18 protein-coding genes are annotated in these 20082 nt (G+C 46.9%); 16 read left to right on the top strand and 2 right to left on the bottom strand.

Annotated elements, in window-relative coordinates:
* The first annotated feature begins 211 nt into the window (after window positions 1-211).
* The 6 genes from GUA98_RS00760 (at window position 212) to GUA98_RS00735 (ending at window position 6209) form a co-directional block, all read left to right on the top strand.
* Entirely contained in the window at window positions 212-505 is a 294-nt protein-coding gene (locus GUA98_RS00760; RefSeq protein WP_153978194.1) for a hypothetical protein, read from the top strand.
* Window positions 506-582: 77 nt separating this feature from the next.
* The gene (locus tag GUA98_RS00755; protein WP_193721766.1) at window positions 583-1875 is read left to right on the top strand and encodes an amidohydrolase; all 1293 of its coding nucleotides are present in this window, start codon (window positions 583-585) and stop codon (window positions 1873-1875) included.
* 307 nt (window positions 1876-2182) lie between these two features.
* Entirely contained in the window at window positions 2183-4018 is a 1836-nt protein-coding gene (locus GUA98_RS00750; protein ID WP_193721765.1) for a UbiD family decarboxylase, read from the top strand.
* Window positions 4019-4294: 276 nt separating this feature from the next.
* The gene (locus GUA98_RS00745) at window positions 4295-5398 is read left to right on the top strand and encodes an HD-GYP domain-containing protein (RefSeq protein WP_153978197.1); all 1104 of its coding nucleotides are present in this window, start codon (window positions 4295-4297) and stop codon (window positions 5396-5398) included.
* Window positions 5399-5552: 154 nt separating this feature from the next.
* Window positions 5553-6014 (top strand): SRPBCC family protein, encoded by a 462-nt coding sequence (locus GUA98_RS00740; RefSeq protein ID WP_321573819.1) that lies wholly within the window; start codon window positions 5553-5555, stop codon window positions 6012-6014.
* Between the two features lie 33 nt (window positions 6015-6047).
* The gene (locus tag GUA98_RS00735; protein ID WP_167301695.1) at window positions 6048-6209 is read left to right on the top strand and encodes a hypothetical protein; all 162 of its coding nucleotides are present in this window, start codon (window positions 6048-6050) and stop codon (window positions 6207-6209) included.
* Between the two features lies 1 nt (window position 6210).
* On the opposite strand, the gene GUA98_RS00730 is transcribed toward GUA98_RS00735, so the two are convergent.
* On the bottom strand, window positions 6211-7464 hold the full coding sequence (locus tag GUA98_RS00730; RefSeq protein WP_193721763.1) for an MFS transporter: 1254 nt from the start codon (window positions 7462-7464) through the stop codon (window positions 6211-6213).
* A 222-nt stretch (window positions 7465-7686) separates the two neighbouring features.
* Between GUA98_RS00730 and GUA98_RS00725 the strand changes: the two genes are divergently transcribed.
* The 4 genes from GUA98_RS00725 to GUA98_RS00710 all read left to right on the top strand — a co-directional run bounded on the left by GUA98_RS00725 (window position 7687) and on the right by GUA98_RS00710 (window position 10840).
* Window positions 7687-8280 carry a TetR/AcrR family transcriptional regulator gene (locus tag GUA98_RS00725; protein WP_193721762.1) on the top strand — a complete coding sequence of 198 codons (594 nt, stop codon included), beginning with the start codon at window positions 7687-7689 and terminating at the stop codon, window positions 8278-8280.
* Entirely contained in the window at window positions 8277-9365 is a 1089-nt protein-coding gene (locus GUA98_RS00720; RefSeq protein ID WP_193721761.1) for a hypothetical protein, read from the top strand. Before GUA98_RS00725 ends, GUA98_RS00720 begins: the two co-directional genes overlap by 4 nt.
* 118 nt (window positions 9366-9483) lie before the next feature.
* Window positions 9484-9741, top strand: a complete 258-nt coding sequence (locus GUA98_RS00715) for a hypothetical protein (protein WP_193721760.1) — start codon at window positions 9484-9486, stop codon at window positions 9739-9741.
* A 124-nt stretch (window positions 9742-9865) separates the two neighbouring features.
* Window positions 9866-10840, top strand: a complete 975-nt coding sequence (locus tag GUA98_RS00710; RefSeq protein ID WP_227779320.1) for a D-2-hydroxyacid dehydrogenase family protein — start codon at window positions 9866-9868, stop codon at window positions 10838-10840.
* A 141-nt stretch (window positions 10841-10981) separates the two neighbouring features.
* Here the strand turns inward: GUA98_RS00710 and GUA98_RS00705 are convergent, their stop codons facing one another.
* Complete coding sequence (locus GUA98_RS00705) at window positions 10982-12013, bottom strand: LacI family DNA-binding transcriptional regulator (RefSeq protein WP_193721758.1); 1032 nt, start codon at window positions 12011-12013, stop codon at window positions 10982-10984.
* 352 nt (window positions 12014-12365) lie between these two features.
* Between GUA98_RS00705 and GUA98_RS00700 the strand changes: the two genes are divergently transcribed.
* From GUA98_RS00700 to GUA98_RS00675, 6 genes are all read left to right on the top strand, one after another.
* The gene (locus GUA98_RS00700) at window positions 12366-13415 is read left to right on the top strand and encodes a 2,3-butanediol dehydrogenase (RefSeq protein WP_153978204.1); all 1050 of its coding nucleotides are present in this window, start codon (window positions 12366-12368) and stop codon (window positions 13413-13415) included.
* 215 nt (window positions 13416-13630) lie between these two features.
* Window positions 13631-14944 carry a hypothetical protein gene (locus GUA98_RS00695; protein WP_193721757.1) on the top strand — a complete coding sequence of 438 codons (1314 nt, stop codon included), beginning with the start codon at window positions 13631-13633 and terminating at the stop codon, window positions 14942-14944.
* 263 nt (window positions 14945-15207) lie between these two features.
* Window positions 15208-16311, top strand: a complete 1104-nt coding sequence (locus tag GUA98_RS00690; RefSeq protein ID WP_193721756.1) for an NADH:flavin oxidoreductase — start codon at window positions 15208-15210, stop codon at window positions 16309-16311.
* Window positions 16312-16768: 457 nt separating this feature from the next.
* Window positions 16769-18064 carry a beta-N-acetylhexosaminidase gene (nagZ, locus tag GUA98_RS00685; protein ID WP_193721810.1) on the top strand — a complete coding sequence of 432 codons (1296 nt, stop codon included), beginning with the start codon at window positions 16769-16771 and terminating at the stop codon, window positions 18062-18064.
* Between the two features lie 78 nt (window positions 18065-18142).
* Window positions 18143-18847 (top strand): response regulator transcription factor, encoded by a 705-nt coding sequence (locus GUA98_RS00680; RefSeq protein WP_153978207.1) that lies wholly within the window; start codon window positions 18143-18145, stop codon window positions 18845-18847.
* Window positions 18844-19827 (top strand): sensor histidine kinase, encoded by a 984-nt coding sequence (locus tag GUA98_RS00675; protein ID WP_193721755.1) that lies wholly within the window; start codon window positions 18844-18846, stop codon window positions 19825-19827. The genes GUA98_RS00680 and GUA98_RS00675 overlap by 4 nt, the downstream gene beginning before the upstream one ends.
* Window positions 19828-20082 lie beyond the last annotated feature (255 nt).

The following is a 20082-nucleotide window of genomic DNA, read 5'->3' as shown; positions in this document are numbered from 1 at the left end:
TCCCATAAGCGACATCCATCTTTTATATAAGAATAGGCAATGCTCTAATCCCCTAATCCCCTATGAAAATATCCCGGAATGAGTGGAAAAGAAAGATGCAAACTAAAACTACAGAACTCTCTTCTTGATCATAATTCAAGTTGATTATTTTGGCTCACCTCTCCAATCTGCTATGATGGAACCAGAATCACGACAAGAGCGGAGGGGGATCATGACCTGTATTGCAGTGCTGCCATACTATAAAGTCCAGAGGGAAGTGACAGGTCTCGCGCAAGAGATCAAGTCGAACGAACGATCCATGATCCTGTACTCGGACAAAATTGTAACGAAATATCGAGAGTTTCATATCAAGGATGTATTCGATATGTCCTTTCGAAGAATGGGCAATGAGGGGGGGTTTTTCTACCTCCATACAAGCACCGGGGTGTATCCCTACATGGTGAAAATTGACCCCAAACCTTTCATTCAAAGCTATCGAAAGATCACGATACAGAAATATTCATGACTTGACCTTTACGTTACGTGAAGGCTTAACCTTTGGATCTGAGTTATTTATTTGAATCCAGAGGAGTTGTGAAACGAATGGGCATATTGATTCAGCAAGCGATGATTTTATCGATGAAAGACGGAGAGGCTCCCTTCCTGGGGGATATCCGTATTGAAGGAGACCGGATTGCCGAGATCTCGCAGCACCTTGCCGCTAAACCGGGTGACGACATTATGAACGGAAAAAACATGCTTGCCATGCCGGGGCTGATTAATGCACATCAGCATTCCCCCATGAGTCTGCTTCGGGGGTTCTCGGATGATCTGAAGTTAATGGACTGGCTGGACCGCAAAATGCTGCCTGCTGAAGCACAAATGACGCCTGAAGACATCTATTGGGGAGCCCAATTGTCCATGGCCGAGATGATTCGATCGGGTACCACAGCCTATGCAGATATGTATATCCACATGAATGAGATCGCTGAAGCCGTATCCAAAACGGGCATGCGTGCATCTCTCACGCGCGGAATGGTACTCATGGAGGATGACGGAGGCCGTAGGATGCAGGAAGCCATTGATCTCGTTCAACGCTGGTCAGGCAAGGCGGATGGAAGGATTACAACGATGTATGGGCCACACTCGCCATACACCTGTCCCATGGAACCGCTAATGGAGGTTATTGCCCTGGCTGAACAGGATGATATACCTCTTCATACCCATCTGGCCGAAACGAAGGAAGAAGTTGCGAAGATTCGCGAACGTTACGGTATGACCCCAACGCAATACCTTGAGGAAGCAGGTATGTTCGAGAACGCACATGTGCTGCTTGCCCATGGAGTGCACCTCAATCGCAGAGATATCGGCAGGCTAAAAGGCATGCGTGGAGGCATAGCCCACAATCCGGTCAGCAACCTGAAGCTGGGTTGCGGCATTGCTCCCATTACGGACATGATTGCACAGGAGATCCATGTCGGACTCGGAACAGATGGAGCGGGTAGTGCGACGACTGTCGATATGTTCGAAGAGATCAAAGCTGCAACATGGCTGCAAAAGCTCGATTACGGAGATCCGACTCGCTTGCCGGCAAGGCAAGTGCTGCAGATGGCGACTCGGGGCAGCGCGGGTCTGCTTAAGCTTGAGGAGGATGTAGGTATGCTGGAGGCAGGGCGCAAGGCGGATCTGATTCTGATCGATCTGGAGAAGCCCCATCTTCAGCCTGTACATGAGGTGGAGTCTCTCCTTGCATACAGCGTAAATGGTGCGGACGTCGATACGACGATTGTAAACGGACAGGTTCTGATGAGAGGCAGGAGGCTCTTAACGATCGATGAAGATGAACTTTATCGTGAGGTGAAAGTTAGAGCGAAGCGGATTGTTGAGGGAATTTAATATTCTCTTACGTATGAGGGATAAGGAGGCCAGCTTGGGACCGAGGTTCTTGGCTGGCATTCTTGCATATACAAGGAAGTGTAATGTTCGGGATTTCCATCTTTAGCTCTAGTCAATGAGGATAATATATATATTTTTTGTTTACTAGCAGATCATTTGATAAAATAGAAGAGACGCGAAGAGTGATCTTTTAGAATGAAGTAGATTAGGACGTGGACTCAGGCAGCTGGTTCAAAATTCTTGTTTGCGCGTCCATGTGAATATATGAACATAAATATATATTATATCAAAAGAATGGAGCCATCCCATGAAATATCGCAATATGGAAGATTGCATCAACGATCTGGAGCAGCATGGACATCTGATCCGGATTAAAGAAGAAGTAGATCCGAATCTGGAAATGGCCGCAATACATATGAAGGTGCATGAGGCGAAAGGCCCGGCGCTGTTGTTTGAAAATGTGAAAGGTTCGAAGTTCCAGGCGGTATCCAATCTGTTTGGCACACTCGAACGCTGCAAATTCATGTTCCGTAACACGCTCGAAGGCGTACAACGGGTCATGGCCGTACGGGATGATCCAATGAAGGCGCTCAAGACGCCTTTTCAGCACATCAGCACAGGTCTTGCAGCGTGGCAGGCTCTGCCCAAACAGAAGTCGATCAGTCTGCCCGTGTCGGCTCAGGAAATTCAAATCTCGGATCTGCCGCTGATCAAGCATTGGCCAATGGATGGGGGTGCCTTTGTAACGTTGCCGCAGGTTTATTCAGAGGACCCGGACAAACCGGGGATCATGAACTCCAATTTGGGTATGTACCGTGTGCAGCTGAGCGGCAATGATTATGCGATGAACAAGGAAATCGGGCTCCACTATCAGATTCATCGCGGGATCGGTATACATCAGGCGAAGGCTGTCAAAAAGGGAGAGCCGCTCAAAGTCAGTATCTTTATCGGTGGTCCTCCAGCTCATACCCTGTCTGCCGTGATGCCTTTACCTGAAGGTCTCAGTGAGCTGACCTTTGCCGGTCTACTCGCTGGTCGTCGTTTCCGTTATAGCTACAAGGATGGATACTGTATTAGCAATGACGCTGATTTTGTCATTACCGGAGATATTTATCCAGGTGAAACAAAACCGGAAGGACCGTTTGGTGATCATCTGGGCTATTACAGTTTGACGCATGAGTTCCCGCTGATGAAAGTGCACAAGGTGTATGCGAAGCCTAATGCAATCTGGCCATTTACGGTAGTTGGTCGTCCTCCGCAGGAGGATACGGCATTTGGTGATCTGATCCATGAAATTACGGGCGATGCGATCAAACAGGAGATTCCGGGTGTCAAAGAAGTACATGCCGTAGACGCTGCCGGGGTGCACCCTCTGTTGTTCGCAATTGGAAGTGAGCGTTACACGCCATATCAGACGGTGAAGCAGCCGACCGAATTGTTGACCATTGCGAACCGAATTCTGGGTACGGGGCAGCTGAGTTTGGCAAAGTATCTGTTTATTACAGCTGAGGATCAGCAGCCGCTGGATACCCACCGCGAAGTGGAATTCCTGACCTATATTCTGGAGCGCATGAATTTGCAGCGGGATATCCATTTTCATACCAATACAACCATCGATACACTGGATTACTCAGGAACCGGGTTAAATACCGGCAGTAAGGTCGTTTTTGCAGCGTACGGTGAGAAGATTCGGGAGCTGTGCACCGAAGTGCCGGATACTTTGAAGAATATTCGTGGTTATACGAATGCACAGCTGATTATGCCTGGGATCGTATCGATTCAGACGTCAGCTTTTACGAGTTATGAAGAGACGGCGCGGGAAATGCAGCAATTTACGGATATGCTGAAGGAACAAGGAGGACTTGATTCCTGCCCATTGATCATTCTGTGCGATGACAGCTCTTTCCTGAGTGCGAGCCTCAGCAACTTCCTATGGGCTACATTTACGCGCAGCAATCCATCACACGACATGTATGGGGTAAACAGCAGCTATACGCATAAGCACTGGGGCTGCGATCAGATCATTATAGATGCCCGGGTGAAGCCGCATCAAGCACCTCCGCTTATTCCTGATCCAGCGGTTGAGAAAGGCATTGAACGTTTATTCGTCAGTGGAGCCAGTCTGGCATCGGTCAAAATTTAGCGTAATAGGAAGGGCCCAAACAGAAGTTTGGGCTCTTTACTGTTCTCCATTCCAACGAAACATAACATTCGATGTTCCTTATTCGGCAAAACCGGGATTATTTTAGAAATATGAATGAGAAGAAAGTCTTACTCGTTCGTATTTCCTTTTGCGATTAAGGTCGTTTGAACTATGCAGAAAATCAAGAAAATGATCGATATAAAGAAGTATAGGTATTTTGGGGACCCAATCCATCGGGTACTGTTACTATAATGAATTGTTCAGGGGGAATACCGATTGAGAATCCATATTATGAACCTGCAAGACGGAGACCGTCTGACTGCGGATACATTTAGCGATGCGGGGTTGCACATTCTCGGGAAAGGGACTGTAATCAAAAGTGAGGATATTTCCTTGCTCATGCAGCACCGTGTGGACTATGTAGATATTGAATCACGTGAAGAAGAAATAACAGAAGCTGAGTTTTTTGCTGCTGCAGCCAAATTTGCAGCCGGTTCGAGTATGGCAGCTGGTTCGAGTATTAAGGAAGAACCGCCTGAAGAAGAAATGAAATCCCAATTTATACAGACTGTACATAACTACCAAAATGCATTTCTCGAAGCACTTACTGTGGGTAAATTCAATGCTACCATGGTGGACGATGCACTGCAGCCGATGGTGGATGGACTGGACGAGCAAAAGGATGTCGTACATCTCCTGATGATGCTGGAACGTGATGATGTAAATAACTATACACACTCCATTCAGGTTGGATTGCTGTCCTTCTATATTGCCAGTTGGATGGGTTATTCCCAGAAGGAAAGCTATCAGATCAGCCGCGGCGGCTATCTGCATGATATAGGCAAATGCAGAGTATCCCATCGGATTCGTAACAAAATGGAACCATTAACGGCGGATGAACAGCTTGAAATGCAGCGTCATACCATTTATGGCCATGATATCATCAAGAGTTCCATGACCGATGAGGCTACTGCGCTTGTAGCGCTTCAGCACCATGAACGTGAGGATGGCTCAGGGTATCCAATGCAAATGGATAAAAGTGAAATTCATCCCTATACGCAGATCGTGTCTGTGGCTGACGTATACATTGGTATGAGATCCGGCATTCATGGCGGCAGCAATCCGAACCTGATCAACAATCTGCGTGACATCTATGCGATGGGGTTTGGCAAGCTGAATGAAAAGCCGGTTCAGGCTCTAATGCAGCATCTTCTTCCGAACTTTATCGGTAAGCAAGTGCTTCTGAGCAATGGTGAAAAAGGGGTAATCATCATGAATAATACATCGGACATCTTCAATCCACTGGTCAAGGTCGAGTCCGAGCAGTATCGTGACTTGTCCAAAGAACGCAGCATTGCCATTAAAGAACTGATTATTTAAGGTTATAAAAGTTTAGAGTACAAACAGGTCTCCTGCATCATGGCAGGGGACCTGTTTCTGTGTAACGGCTTTTGGTGCATTGTTCTCTTAGGAGGGCAAGCGTATACTGGGTACAAAATCCATTGTACCTGAGGAGTGATAAACCTTGATTGAAGTGGTAACCGAAATTACGATACGTGCCCCAATTGAAAAATGTTTTGATTATGCCCGGGATATTGATGTTCATACACAGACGGTATGGAAACATACACGGGAACGAGCTGTTTCGGGCGTAACCTCTGGCAGGATAGGTGCCGGCGAAACGGTGACGTTTCAGGCAACTCATTTTGGCATCCGGCAGAAACTGACGTCCCGCATCGTGCAATATGAACGTCCGCATGTGTTTGTTGATCAAATGGTAAAAGGGGCATTCCAGAGCATGCGTCACGAACATCATTTTAGCAGGATCGATGACCAAACCACTTGCATGAGGGACATGCTGAAATTTGAAGCACCACTCGGTGTGTTGGGAAGACTGGCGGAGCGGCTCGTCTTGAAGAATTATATGCATGCTTTTATCCAAAGCCGCAATACGAAGCTGAAAGCTATACTGGAACAGACAAACGAACAGGTCTGACGACCAATTACTTGTGATAAGGAGTGATGAGTGATGGATAACGAATATTTTGTTGGTTGGGGCACCCTTGCGTTAATCAATGCCGGACTTGCTCAAGGGAAAAACAGAAGTGGGCTTAACTGGTTTCTGATCTCCCTCTTGTGTGGTCCGCTTGCTACGCTGTTCATCGTTGTATGGAATAAGTTGGAGAAATAATTCAGTTTCCTTTATGTTGTGTCGGAGCACAAGAGGAATGGATTATATTCCGTTGTAGGTAACGGTCAACAGCCCAGAACAGAAATGCAGCTGCACTTACACCAGCTCCCAACCAGCACACGGCCCTCCATCCTGCCCAGGCGTACATCATGGTTGAAGCAATAGATCCGACTGCACTGCCCACTGAGTAAAATATCATGTATGCAGCAGTAAGACGGCTCTGTGCTTCAGGACGAACCTGATAGATCAGGCTCTGATTGGTGACGTGGACTGCCTGTACAGCGAGGTCGAGAACGATGACGCCAACGATCAGAAACCATAACGATTGATGAACGAAGCCGATCGGCAGCCAGGACAGAAGGAGAAGCAGAAGAGCGAATCCAGTCGTGTGCTGTCCAAGACCCCGATCAGCGAGTTTGCCGGCACGGGCGGCAGCCAATGCACCCGCGGCACCTGCCAAACCAAAAGCACCGATGGCTGTATGGGACAACGAGAATGGAGGTGCGCTAAGAGGAAGGACCATGGCAGTCCATAAAATGCTGAAAGCAGTAAAAATCAGCATGCCCAGCACGCCACGAATTCGAAGTATAGGCAGCTCCCGATAGAGTTGTATTACCGAAATAAGCAATTGAGCATAATTTAATTTTGCTCGTTCTGGCTCATGCTTCGGCAGAAGAAGGAGCAGGGCGACTACTCCGAGTAATGTTAGCGATGCGGAGAACAGGTAAACCGCCCTCCAGCCGATCCAATCATTCAGGGTGCCCGCAACCGTTCGAGCGAGCAATATGCCAATCACGATTCCGCTAGTCACAAGGCCTACAATCCGTCCCCGCTCCGAAGGGGTAGCGAGTGCTGCGGCAAAGGCAACGAGCGCTTGAGTATTAACCGCCAGTATTCCGACGAGTGCCATTGCTATGAAAAAGATAAAACTGGATGATGTGGTGCCAACGACTAGCAGAGCCGCGACGGAGAAGAACATCTGCACAATGATCAGTTTTCGCCTATTAATCAGGTCACCGAGAGGAACAAGAAAAAAGAGTCCAAGGGCGTAACAGACTTGGGTCACTGTAATGATTACGCCGATATGTGAGTGGGAGATCCGGAAATCCCTGGCCATGGCATCCAGAAGGGGCTGAGCATAATAAATGCTGGCTACGGAAAGTCCGCTGCACAGAGCGAAGAGGAGCGCAACAAGTCGGGACATGCCAGCATGAGTTTTTGAAGAGGGGCGTACCTGTTGAATCGGAGTATTCATGAGAGTCACCTTTCAAGAATGGATTTTTAAATTTTTTATACTGATCAGTACATAATATTTCTGAATTAACATACTGTATATATCATCCAAATGTCAATTTTATATTTTTGAAATATTCATGTGCCATTAATTCAATGATTTATTTAAGGGTTACAATTGACATCATGATGGATGATAGCTACGATATAATATATCGATTGGTACATAAAAAGGAGAAAGAATATGGTGAGACTACGGGAGTTTGATACCGATAAAGTGCTTGATGCTGCCATGCGCATATTTTGGGATAAAGGATTTGAAGCCACGTCATTGACTGACCTGACATCCGCAATGGGCATTCAGCGTCCAAGCTTGTATGCGGCCTTCGGGGACAAAAAAGAGTTATTTGAGATGGCGCTGCGCAGATATACCACTTTGCATGCCGCACAAATCAGATCGAGGCTTCTGCATGAAGGGTCTGTAAAACAGGCATTTCGTGCGCTGTTTGAGCACATTGGGGCGGAGGGGGATGTGTCCAAGCCGAGCCACGGTTGTTTTTGTATTAATACGATGGTTGAACTGGCTCCGCACGATTCGAAATTCGCCATTTTAACCCGAGAGCATCAGATGTATCTGGCAGTGATTTTTCAGGAGACGATCGAACGGGGGCAGCGGTCCGGAGAATTGTCTAGTGAGCTGAATGCGAGTGCAGTTGCAAAATCTTTGGTTGTTTCAATGATTGGACTTACTGTGTTAATGAAATCGGGGCCAGAACGTTCGTTTGTAGAGCAAAGTATTGAGGCGGCGTTATTGATTATTGGAGAAAAATTGATATGATACAGCCCACCGAAACATTGCTGGAATGGTTTCATTCGGGTCGTCCTCTGGATCTGGGTGTGCTTCAGTCCTATTGCCGAGTTATTTCGAGGTATGGGGACCGGGAGGACGCAGCGGTCTTGCTCCAGTTATATTTGGAGCATTCGGAGGACTACCGATATGTACTGCTGCTTGAAGTCGTCATGCGTTGCGGTGATATGGAGCTTGCCCGGCAGCTTTATCAATGTAGTTTTGACAAAGGAATGCTAAAAGAGGGGGTACCCGGGGACGTTCTGCATGTCCTGGCTTACATGGGATATCCACTCAGCACCGAATATCTGGTGGATTGTGTAATGACAGATGATTGGTATTTGTCCAAAGATGCTTGTTTGGCCTTGCTGCATATGCCTTGTGAGGATCAACATCAGCGATTGAGAGATAAATTCGAGCAGGTATACGGAAATGCTATTTTCCCGGAGATCCTCCCTGCATTATGTGCAAAATGGGCTCCTGCTGATAAGATGGTGCCGAAGCTTCTGGCATGGGGAGAACAGGCGTCAGTGGACTGCAATGGCGGGCTGGTGTGGGGTATTGCGATGTACGGAATATCCCAGAAGGAACAACTTCGAAATGTGTTATGGAACCCGAATTGGGAACTGTGCGCTAATGGAACAGGCAGTCATTGGTGGGCCTACATGGCGATGCCCATGGTCGGATTAACATTCTCGGATTTGATCAGAGATCTGAAGCACGAAGAAGGCATAGCTGCATTTACAGATAAAGCGAGTAGTGTGCAGACTTCCCAAGCAGGCTTAACAAGAAGTGCGGCTGCGGAGCATCGATTTCAAGTATTCCACGACTTGCTCCAGTTGAAACTCGAATCCGTCTCACACCCGCTTAGATATGTTAAGGAGAGCCAAGAATCAATGTTGAACCTGTATCATCAGCTGTTTAGCTGGAGTACACCACATGTGGATGATTCCATATTAGGTGTGATTGCGCGAGCACTCGGAATGGATCATGTGTTGGTGGAACGTTATAATCAATTGAGATCCAGGATGGAGCTATATGTGAGTCATGAAATTGAACTGGATGCGCTGCGTTAAGAGTGGGGTGCACGTCAAACCCCAGTATCGTAAATTGATAGGAAAATATTGATTTATATGAGACGATATGTAAAGTGAAACGTAAAAATAGTAACATCCAATTCCAAGGAGGAATTCCATGGCACTTACAACATATTGGCGATTGTATCTTACTATCTTTTATGTCATAGGTGTATCAATAACGACTCTTGGTGGAGTAGGCATCATAACATTCAGTCTCATCATGTTTGGAGTATTGGCTCTGGCCGCGATAGAAGCATCCCTCTTTACCAATGATCAGGGAAAATTAGATCGGTTTGTATTCAAAGTTCGGGGGTTGTCAAAGGTCACGGTTGCGATTATCATTACGGCGCTAATTTTTAAAATGTTGATATGAATGGAAGAGGCGGAACTGACTTCCGGCTCTTTTTTTATGTCTAAGGACATTGGGCAGACCGATGTCGAATTGGTACAATACGGGTAGGTGTAGGATACAACGCATTCTGAAGGAGGGGAACATCTTGCAAACGAAATTACGTTGCGCCATATTGGACGATTACCAGAACGTCGCCCTGTCATTGGCTGATTGGAGTTTAGTCCAGGATCGGGTTGAGGTGCAGACCTTTAATCATTACATGGGCTCGGAAGAAAAGGTCATCCAGGAGCTGCAGGATGTGGATATCGTTATTCTGATGCGTGAGCGTACGCCGTTTCCTGAATCGGTTATATCCAGGCTTCCCAAGCTGAAGCTGCTCATTACAACAGGGATGCGAAATGCCTCAATTGATCTTAAGGCTGCGGAACGCCATGGAGTCACGGTGTGTGGGACAGAGGGCAGCTCCAATCCACCAACGGAACTAACCTGGGCGCTTATTTTGGGACTGTCCCGGCAGCTGGTTACCGAAAATAATGCACTGAAATCCAATCGCAACTGGCAGAGTACGGTCGGTATGGATTTGTACGGTAAGACGCTCGGGCTGCTCGGGTTAGGCAAAATCGGTTCCCGAATGGCCGCGATCGCGAAGGCTTTTGGCATGAACGTCATGGCCTGGAGTCAGCATCTGACACCTGGACAAGCTGGAGAACAAGGCGTAATCTGGTGCGAAACAAAGGAAGAGCTGCTGGAGCAAAGTGATATCGTGTCCATTCATCTGGTGCTAAGTGAACGTACTCGTCATCTGATCGGACAGGCTGAATTCCAGCGGATGAAAAAGACAGCATTGCTGATCAATACTTCCCGTGCGGGAATTGTGGATCAGGGGGCAATGGTAGAGGCATTGCAAAGCGGTCTGATCGCCGGGGCAGGACTCGATGTCTTTGAACAGGAGCCTTTGCCCGTTAATCATATCATGCGAACCTTGCCCAATGTGCTGGCAACACCGCATTTGGGTTATGTCACCCGAGGAAATTATGAAATCTATTACAATCATGCGGTAGAGAACATCGATATGTTTCTAAAAGGGAGCCCGATTAGACAGTTGATCGTGAAGGAGTAACCAACCATGCTAAAGTTCTCGTCAATTCAGCAATAAATCGATACAGACCACAAAAAGGTGACCCTCAGGCCGTGATTAATGGCTGCGCGGTCACCTTTTTTGCTTGTGATTTTCATCATTTCACCCATCTATTATGAGCCATTAGGAACGTGATGAAGAGGGGCGAATCATCGCTACACTTGATTCGCGTACGATAAGTCTGGGTTCAAACTGGATATGCTCATAGTCGGTAGTGCTCATCTCGCGGATTCGTTTGAGCAGCAATTCGGTCGCCAGTCTGGCAACCTCTTCGCCCATAATGGAAACCGAGCTAATCTGCGGGGAAGAGACGGTAGTCCATTGATTGTTATCCACTCCAACCACAGCGACATCTTCCGGTACACGGATACCCAATTCCTTGAACCGGTTAACCAATCCAATGGCTACCATGTCATTGATGGCGTAGACTGCGTCTGGCATATGGGTCAGTCCATGGAAGTAATCGGCAGCGTTGGCTCCGGTGTTCAGGGAGAAATCTTCTCCGAAATAGACAAGTGAAATATCGACATGAGGCAGCGCTTGTTCATACGCCCGATAACGCTCTTCAATGATGTCCTTGGGGGCACCTGCATAGGCAATCCGGGTTCGTCCGATTTTAATCAGATGTTCCATCACTAGCTTTCCCTCAGGCTGGGATAGAGAGACAATATCTGCCTTAATGCAGGGTTCAAGCCTTTTGCCGTAGTTAATCATGGAGATGGGAAGAGGAGCCTTATCGATCAAGCCCGGCAGTGTTTTGGGATAAGCGAGCGGCATGAATATGAGACCGTCCACATGCAGCTTTTTAATATTTCGAATGGTTTCCAGTTCGGTGCGGGCATTCCCCGCCGTATTAATCTGCACCACGTGATAACCGTGCTGTTTGGCGGTTTGTTCCACAGACCAGGAGATCTCTGGAATGATCGCATTTCGTATATCCGGAACAACCAGGGCAATTTGGTGGGTCTGGCGTATTTTAAGACTCTGAGCGGATGTGTTGGGAACAAAACCGAGCTCTTCAATGGCCTGCATGACCTTATCTCTGGTTTTGCTGCTGATCCCCTCAGAATTATTAATGGCTCTTGAGACGGTAGCTATGCCTACTCCCGCTAACTCCGCCACATCCTTGATGGTGACTTTTTGTTCTTTGCTCACGTTTGGGTAACCTCACTTCACCGGAAACGATTCCGAATCTATAGTAATTTCGTGTTGAATTCATGTATATACTCTGATTATAACACTTTTTTGTAAGTCAATAGACTTTCCATGACCTATAACCGTAAGCAAGGTGTTAACATATTCCATACGTTCTTGAGCGTATAATCTGCAAATCATTGGATGCAGGTAATCACTGCGGGTTTTATCATGCTGCATGTATAGGCAAAAAATTCATGAATTCGACTTATTTATGGGAAAATGTGTTTGACAGACTATCTAAACTGTGACATATTTAACTACGGAAACGTTTCCGGTTTTATTCAAACCTATGATCTGGGAGATGAAATGAATGAAAGCATTACGTTGGCATGGAGTTAAAGATTTGCGTCTCGAACATATCGATGAACCTAGCCCGGCGCAGGGGAAAGTTAAAATAAAAGTAGAGTGGTGCGGAATTTGCGGCAGTGACCTGCATGAATACACAGCAGGACCGATTTTCATTCCAGCTCAAGCACCACATCCGCTAACAGGCGAACAAGCACCTGTTGTGATGGGACACGAGTTCTCGGGACAAGTCGTTGAAGTGGGTGAAGGGGTTACCCGTTTTCAAGCTGGAGACCGTGTTGTCGTTGAACCTATCTATGCATGCGGACATTGTGAAGCCTGCAAACAGGGAAAATACAATCTGTGCGACCAGATGGGATTCCTCGGTCTCGCTGGAGGAGGCGGAGGTTTCTCCGAATACGTAACAGCTGAAGAGTATATGGTACACGCCATCCCTGACTCCATTTCCTACGAACAGGGTGCTTTGGTGGAACCGTCTGCGGTTGCGCTGCATGCTGTGCGTCAAAGCAAGCTGAAAGTAGGCGATACTGCAGCTGTGTTTGGTGCAGGTCCAATCGGTTTGCTCGTTATTGAAGCATTGAAAGCATCCGGCGCCTCCGACATTTATGTAGTAGAGTTGTCTGAAGAGCGTAAAGCGAAAGCCGAAGAGCTTGGCGCCATCGTTATTGATCCAACCCAGTACAATGTTGTGGAAGAGATTCACAGACGTACGCAAGGCGGCGTAAACGTTGCTTATGAAGTGACAGGTGTTCCACCTGTGCTGCAGCAGGCGATCGATTCGACACGTATTGGCGGAGAGCTGATGATCGTCAGCATTTTTGAGCAAGCGGCTCCGATTCTGCCTAACTCTATCGTCATGAAAGAACGTACAGTGAACGGTATTATTGGTTATCGGGATGTCTTCCCGGCCGTGATTAGTCTGATGGATAAAGGATTCTTCCCGGCAGACAAGCTGGTGACCAAACGTATTTCGCTGGATGAAGTCGTGGATCAAGGATTCGAAGCGCTTCTGAAAGAGAAAAATCAGGTGAAAATCCTGGTCAAAGCCGAGTAGTCACAACCAGAAATCTTCTCAATTCAATAAACGAAGTCATTATGACTAAATAGAGTACTTGCATAGGCAGCTCATCTTCGGATGCAGCTGTCTATTTTTATTGAAAAGGGCGGAATGTATTGCATGCTTGTTCTATTTTACATAATATAAAAAGATACAATTTGTATCGTTTATATGAAAAGGCATTCAATATTATAACGAAGGAGGAAGCGGGCATGCATAACAACACGAAATGGGCAGCTCTAATTTTGACCATCGTTGCAAGCGTAGGCTGGATGCTTACAGGGAGTGCCAAGCCCAAAAGCAGTGACAAGGCCGAGGGCAAGCCAACTGTGGAACGGGCTATGGCGAAGGTATCCAATGTACCCATCAATTCTGCGGATGTGACAAGCAAGATTGAGCTGCTTGGACGACCTTTTGCCAAAACGCCTTACGCCAATAATGTGTGGGATATGCAGTTGTACAGAGACAAAATCTATTTGGGCCATGGCAACAGCAGCAATATGGGGGTAGCGCCGAACTCGGGTCCCATCCCGGTTATTTATTTCGATACAGCAACCTCATCGTTTAATAGGCAGGCAGTCAGCAACAGCAATCCTGGAATTGTCCCATCAACCAAAATGGTTGTGGATGAAGAGCAGATTGATATCTACAAGGTGCTGGACGATAAACTCTATATTCCGGGTAATGATTCTGACGGAGAGCAATGGAATTTCGGAAACTTTTATCGGCTGGATGGGGACGTATGGACGAAATACCGCAACCTTCCCCTTGGAGTACACGTTTATGACCTTGCTCTGTATCAAGGCAAAATGTTTGCTGCCCTGGGAACAGAGGATAAGCCAACGATTCTGATTTCACATGATATGGGCGTAAGCTGGCAGAAGTTTGCAAACATTAATACGTTCGGGCTTAGGGCATATACGCTGTTTGAGCTTGGGGGCAAGCTGTATGCATCCGGCATGATGTATCCTGCCAATAAAATCTGGAATGACAAGACCAATTTCCTGGAAATTAATGCGAATCTGGAGAAGAAAGACGTTGTAATCTACGGAAACAAAATCCTGCCGGGACTGACCTATCAACAGGGAACGGTTCCGTATAACAAGATTGGGAAAAATGTTAACTTTGATAACAAGTTAGTCTATATCGCTGGTGGCGTATTCAATGACGGTCAATTGCTTCCCAAATCCTTGAATGTCATGACTGCCATTAACCAGGCCAGACGCGTGATTTTACCAGATACCAAAGCTCTGCCAACAGACTTGCTTCTGCGCAACGGAAAAGTATATGTACTCACCTACACGTTCCAAAACAAAAACCTGTATATTAACCGGGTGTATCAAACCACGGATCTGATCAATTGGCATGAAATCCTCCGGTTTAGCCAGGATACGTATGCGAAGTCATTTGAAGAGCATGAAGGGGATTTCTATTTCGGTTTGGGCACGGATCCGGACGTCGTCTCACCTTCATCAGGCAAAATCCTCAGAGTTCATCGCAATGACATTCCTGTGAATTCGGATTAAGGGGAACGAACAGAAAGAGTTAGGAGTATACACTATGACTCATATCTATTTTTGGCTATCATTTAAAATGAAAAAGACGTAAACACAGAGCGTACACGTGCAGCAGCGTAATTGTATTGCCACTTGCTGCGGGGATGCTCTATTTTTTTTATGTTACATAAATAGATAGCTTCATTAACGAGTTTGAAAATAAAACTCACAAACTATAAAATGGAAAGGTAATTGGGTTCTGACATTCCACAAGATAAAGGAGCTATAAACAAATGAATATACCTTCAGCGTTGTTTACACCCTTCACTTCAGACAAGCTTACATTGTCCAATCGGATCGTCATGGCACCCATGACTCGCGGTTTTTCTCCAGAGGGAGTACCCGGGCCGGAAGTTGCTGAATATTACAGACGCAGAGCAGCTGGCGGTGTAGGGCTCATTATTACAGAAGGGACAGGAATTAACCATCCTTCCTCTGTAAGCGGTGCGAGTATCCCGTTATTTCATGGAGATGAATCCCTTCTGGGCTGGTCGAATGTGGTTCAAGCCGTCCACGAGGCCGGCGGTAAAATCATGCCTCAATTGTGGCATGTGGGGACTGCAAGGCGTACGGGTGATCTGCCTCATGCAGAAGCGGAGCCTGTAAGCCCCTCTGGCATCAGCATGGCAGGGGAAGAGAACAGGGAACCTTTGACGGAAGAAGAGATCCAGGGCCTGGTACAAGCGTTCGCACAAGCAGCTGCAGATGCGAAGCGGATCGGGTTCGATGGCATAGAATTGCATGGCGCTCACGGATACCTGATTGATCAGTTTTTCTGGGAGCATACCAATCGTCGTACAGACAAATATGGCGGTGACTTGATCAAACGCACACAATTCGCAGTTGAGGTTATTGAAGCATGCCGCAAGGCGGTTGGACCGGATTTTCCGATTGTACTTCGTTTCTCGCAATGGAAAATGGGCAATTATGATGCTCGCCTGGTGGATACCCCGGAACAGCTGGAGCAATTTCTTGCGCCGCTGGCTGCGGCCGGCGTAGATATCTTCCATTGCTCGACTCGTCGCTTCTGGCTGCCGGAATTCGAAGGTTCCGAATTGAACCTTGCCGGCTGGACTCAAAAATTAAGCGGAAAACCTGCAATATCCGTTGGGTCCGTTGGTCTGGAAGCCGAATTCGTGGACCGATCAACCGAGAATCAGGGAACTGGCGATGCTCACTTGGACCAATTGAATACGATGTTAGAGAACAAGGAGTTTGAACTCATCGCTCTGGGGCGTGTTCTGCTAAGCGATCCGGAGTGGCCTGCAAAAGTGCGTGAAGGACGCCAGTCCGAGATCATTCCATTTACAACTGAAGTGCTGAAAACATTGAATTAGTGAATAGTATTCAGCATTTTTCTGCATATTTACCTACAAGGAAGACAAAAACGAGCAGTCAAGGAAAACAAAAACGAGCAATCCGCAACAACCTTATGCCGCCGAAAGGCGGCTTTTTCAACTTACTATAATAATAATTTCAACATATGAAAAATTCACAACAGAAAACCGCTTCTCGCCCGCAATTACGCTCCCTGTTGGCCATACTACACCCACGCCCTTCGGTTGAAAAAAACAATTAGAAACCAGACTACAACGCTCAATTGCAAACATTTTTTTGGCTAATCAGTCACATATCTCACTCTTTTAATTACAGCAGGTGATTTTGAAAAAAGTGCTGCTTATGTTAATGTAATGCCTGAACATTACGGTACACATTCCAACATGAATTAGGAGGTTGCTTTCCTTGTATGTACATAACGATTCTATAAGAAGTAAACGAAGACACTCGTTTCAAATGTTATTTCTGATGATTGCAGTCCTTATGCTCATTACCGCATGTGGAGAAACGCAAAAGCCAGGCTCCACAGCGAATTCCTCTGCAGGCTCTACTACCGAACAACAAGCTGCACCGGAAGGCAGTGCTAATTCCGATGCGGAGCAAGCTGAGGAGAACAACGAGCAGAATAATGCTTCCCCTCAGGTAGAGGCAGATCCGGTTCAGGAGCAGTTAGACCAGCTCTCGCTGGATGAAAAGATTGGACAGATGATTTTGGCTGGTGTACAGGGGACTGCTTTGGATGATCAGGCTAAACAAATGATTGCGGACCAAAAGGTTGGAGGCATCATTTTCTATGGGAATAACGTGACGACTTTGCAGGGAACAGCGGATTTTGTGCAGTCCATCAAAGAGGCAAACCGTGACAATCCGGTGCCCATCTTCATGAGTGTGGATCAGGAGGGTGGCAAAGTCAGTCGAATGCCGGATGAAGTGGAGAGTATCCCGTCCAATGGTAAAGTGGGTGCGACTAAAGACGCCGAACTGGCAGAGACCATGGGTAAGTTGCTGGCAAGACAGATCCAACTTGCAGGCTTCAATGTGGATTTTGCTCCGGTATTGGACGTCAACAGCAATCCGAACAATCCGGTGATTGGTGACCGTTCCTTTGGCAGTTCGGCTGATCTCGTGTCTCGTCTCGGCGTCGCTGAGATGAAAGGTCTGCGCAGTGAGGGAATGATTCCGGTCGTGAAGCATTTTCCCGGTCATGGGGATACATCGGTGGACTCCCATCTGGATCTTCCCGTGGTGAATAAAACAGAGAAGCAGCTGGCTGAGCTGGAGTGGATTCCGTTTCAGGCTGCGGTGAAAGAGCATGTGGAAGCCGTAATGGTGGCTCACATTTTATTCCCCAAGCTGGATCCCGATCATCCTGCTTCTTTATCGGAAGTCATTATTGGTGAACATCTGCGGGGCAAATTCAATTATGATGGCGTCGTCATTACTGATGATCTCAGCATGGGTGCAATCGCCAAAAATTATAAGCTGAATGAAGCTGCAATCGCGACCGTTCAGGCAGGCAGTGATATTTTGCTCGTGGCTCACAGCTATGAAAGTGCCAAAACGATATTTGATACATTGAAAAATGCGGTGAAAACTGGAAAAATTACCGAGTCTCGCATTGATGAAGGCGTGTATCGCATTCTGGCATTGAAGCAGTCGTACAAGCTCTCTGATGAGCAGCAGCCATCTGGTGACCTCAAGCAATTGAACGCAGACATAGTGCAGTGGCGCAAACAGGTTCATGCCGAATAATCCATCCTGTGTTATGATTTTGGAATAAGAGAGAACATATTACATTTCATTATTACAGGTTAGGGGTGCGGCCCATTTATGTATACCATAATGATCGTTGAAGATGATCCCAAAATTGCAGGACTGCTGAAATCCCATATTGAACGTTATGGGGACAGAGCCGTTCTGGTGGAGGATTTTGAGCGGGTGTTACAGCAATTTGAGCAGATCCAGCCACATGTAGTTCTTCTGGATATCAACTTGCCCAGCTATGACGGGTTCTACTGGTGTCGTCAGATTCGTACGATGTCCACGTGTCCAATTTTGTTTATTTCTGCCCGGAGCGGCAAGATGGATCAGGTGATGGCGCTGGAGAACGGAGCGGATGATTATATAACGAAGCCGTTCGAACATGAAATCGTGATGGCCAAAATCAAAAGTCAGCTGCGGCGTGTGTATGGAGATTACGCAGCCCGTGACGAGGAACGCAAGGTCGAGCTGGAAGGGTTAACAGTATACCTGGAAAGACTGGAGATTCAGCTCGGTGAACGCAGAGTGCAGCTGACGAAGAAGGAAACGATACTGCTGGAAACGCTCCTTCGTCGGAGTCCGAAGCTCGTGAGCAGGGAGACGATTCTGGAGAAACTGTGGGATGACTCCTTTGTAGACGATAATACCCTCAGTGTCAATGTAACCCGTGTACGCAAGCGATTGGCCGAAATAGGCATAATTGACGCTTTGGAAACGGTGAGAGGTTCCGGTTATCGGTTAAACGCAAACTGGAATACGGCTTCACCATCATGAAGCTGTTTATGAGAGAACACCTTGCTTTGACTTGTTGGGTGGTCGTCATCTTGATTACCGTCGTTGGCGTATTTTGGTATGACGGTTACGATCATATGCTGACAGCTGTCTATGCCGTATCTCTGGGGTTATTTTTATATGCAGGTTACCTGACGTACCGTTATATGTCTCACAGAGCGTTCTATACCCGAATGACACAGCCCATGAATTCGCTTAATGAATTTGTTCCGCTCGAAGAGATGGTTCCCTTATCCGTAGCGCTGGAGAAGCTGCTGGACTCACAATATGGTCATTATCATGCCCATCTTCACCGTCTGGAGCAGCGTCAGCAGGAGTATCTCACATTTATGAATCAGTGGGTACACCAGATGAAGACACCTTTATCCGTGATTGAACTGACCGTGCAGGACGAGGAAGACGATGACCCACGTCTCAGGAGTATTCGTGAGGAAACAGATCAGATGAGACGCGGATTGGAAACGGTGCTGTACGTAGCGCGTTTGGACACATTTGAACAGGACTTCAGTGTTGAACCGGTCACACTCAAGGCAGCAGGCGAAGAGGCCATTCATGAGCTGAAACGTTTCTTCATTCGCAATCATGTCTATCCGGAGATTCAGATGGATGCTTCGCTAATTGTGCAATCAGACGCCAAATGGATTCGTTTTGTCATCGTCCAGCTGCTCTCCAATGCCATCAAATACTCCTCTGGTAACGGACAGAAGATATACCTGCGTGCATATAAAGCAGACCGGTCCATAATTCTTGAAGTTCAAGATCAGGGTGCCGGTATCCCGAAGTCAGATCTGAACAGGGTGTTCCAGCCTTTCTTTACAGGAGAGAATGGTCGTCATTTCAAGGAGTCAACGGGTATGGGGCTGTACATCGTGAAAGAGGTCCTGACCCGAATGAATCATCGAATCGATCTGGAATCGGTATATGGTGAAGGGACAACGGTCAGGATTACATTTAGTGTCTAGTGACTGTATATTGATTTTCTACATTGTTTTTCAAGAGGTTGGTTCAAGAGATCGACGTCTGTTACCCCGTGGTAATGGCGTCTTTTTTGTTTTATATAGAAGAACCTTACAACTTTGTCATGCAGGTGAAAGGTTAAGCCATAGGAGAATAGCCGAAACTTCGGTAAACTAAAGTCAGAAGTCAGGGCATAAAGGGTGCCAATGAATAACCAAAGAATAAATAGACGCAAGTTGGTCATGGTTGATCTATGTCCA

This window comes from Paenibacillus sp. P13VS, from assembly GCF_015143645.1.
Lineage (GTDB): Bacteria > Bacillota > Bacilli > Paenibacillales > Paenibacillaceae > Paenibacillus > Paenibacillus xylanilyticus_A.
This window is presented reverse-complemented; position numbering and strand designations above follow the sequence as displayed.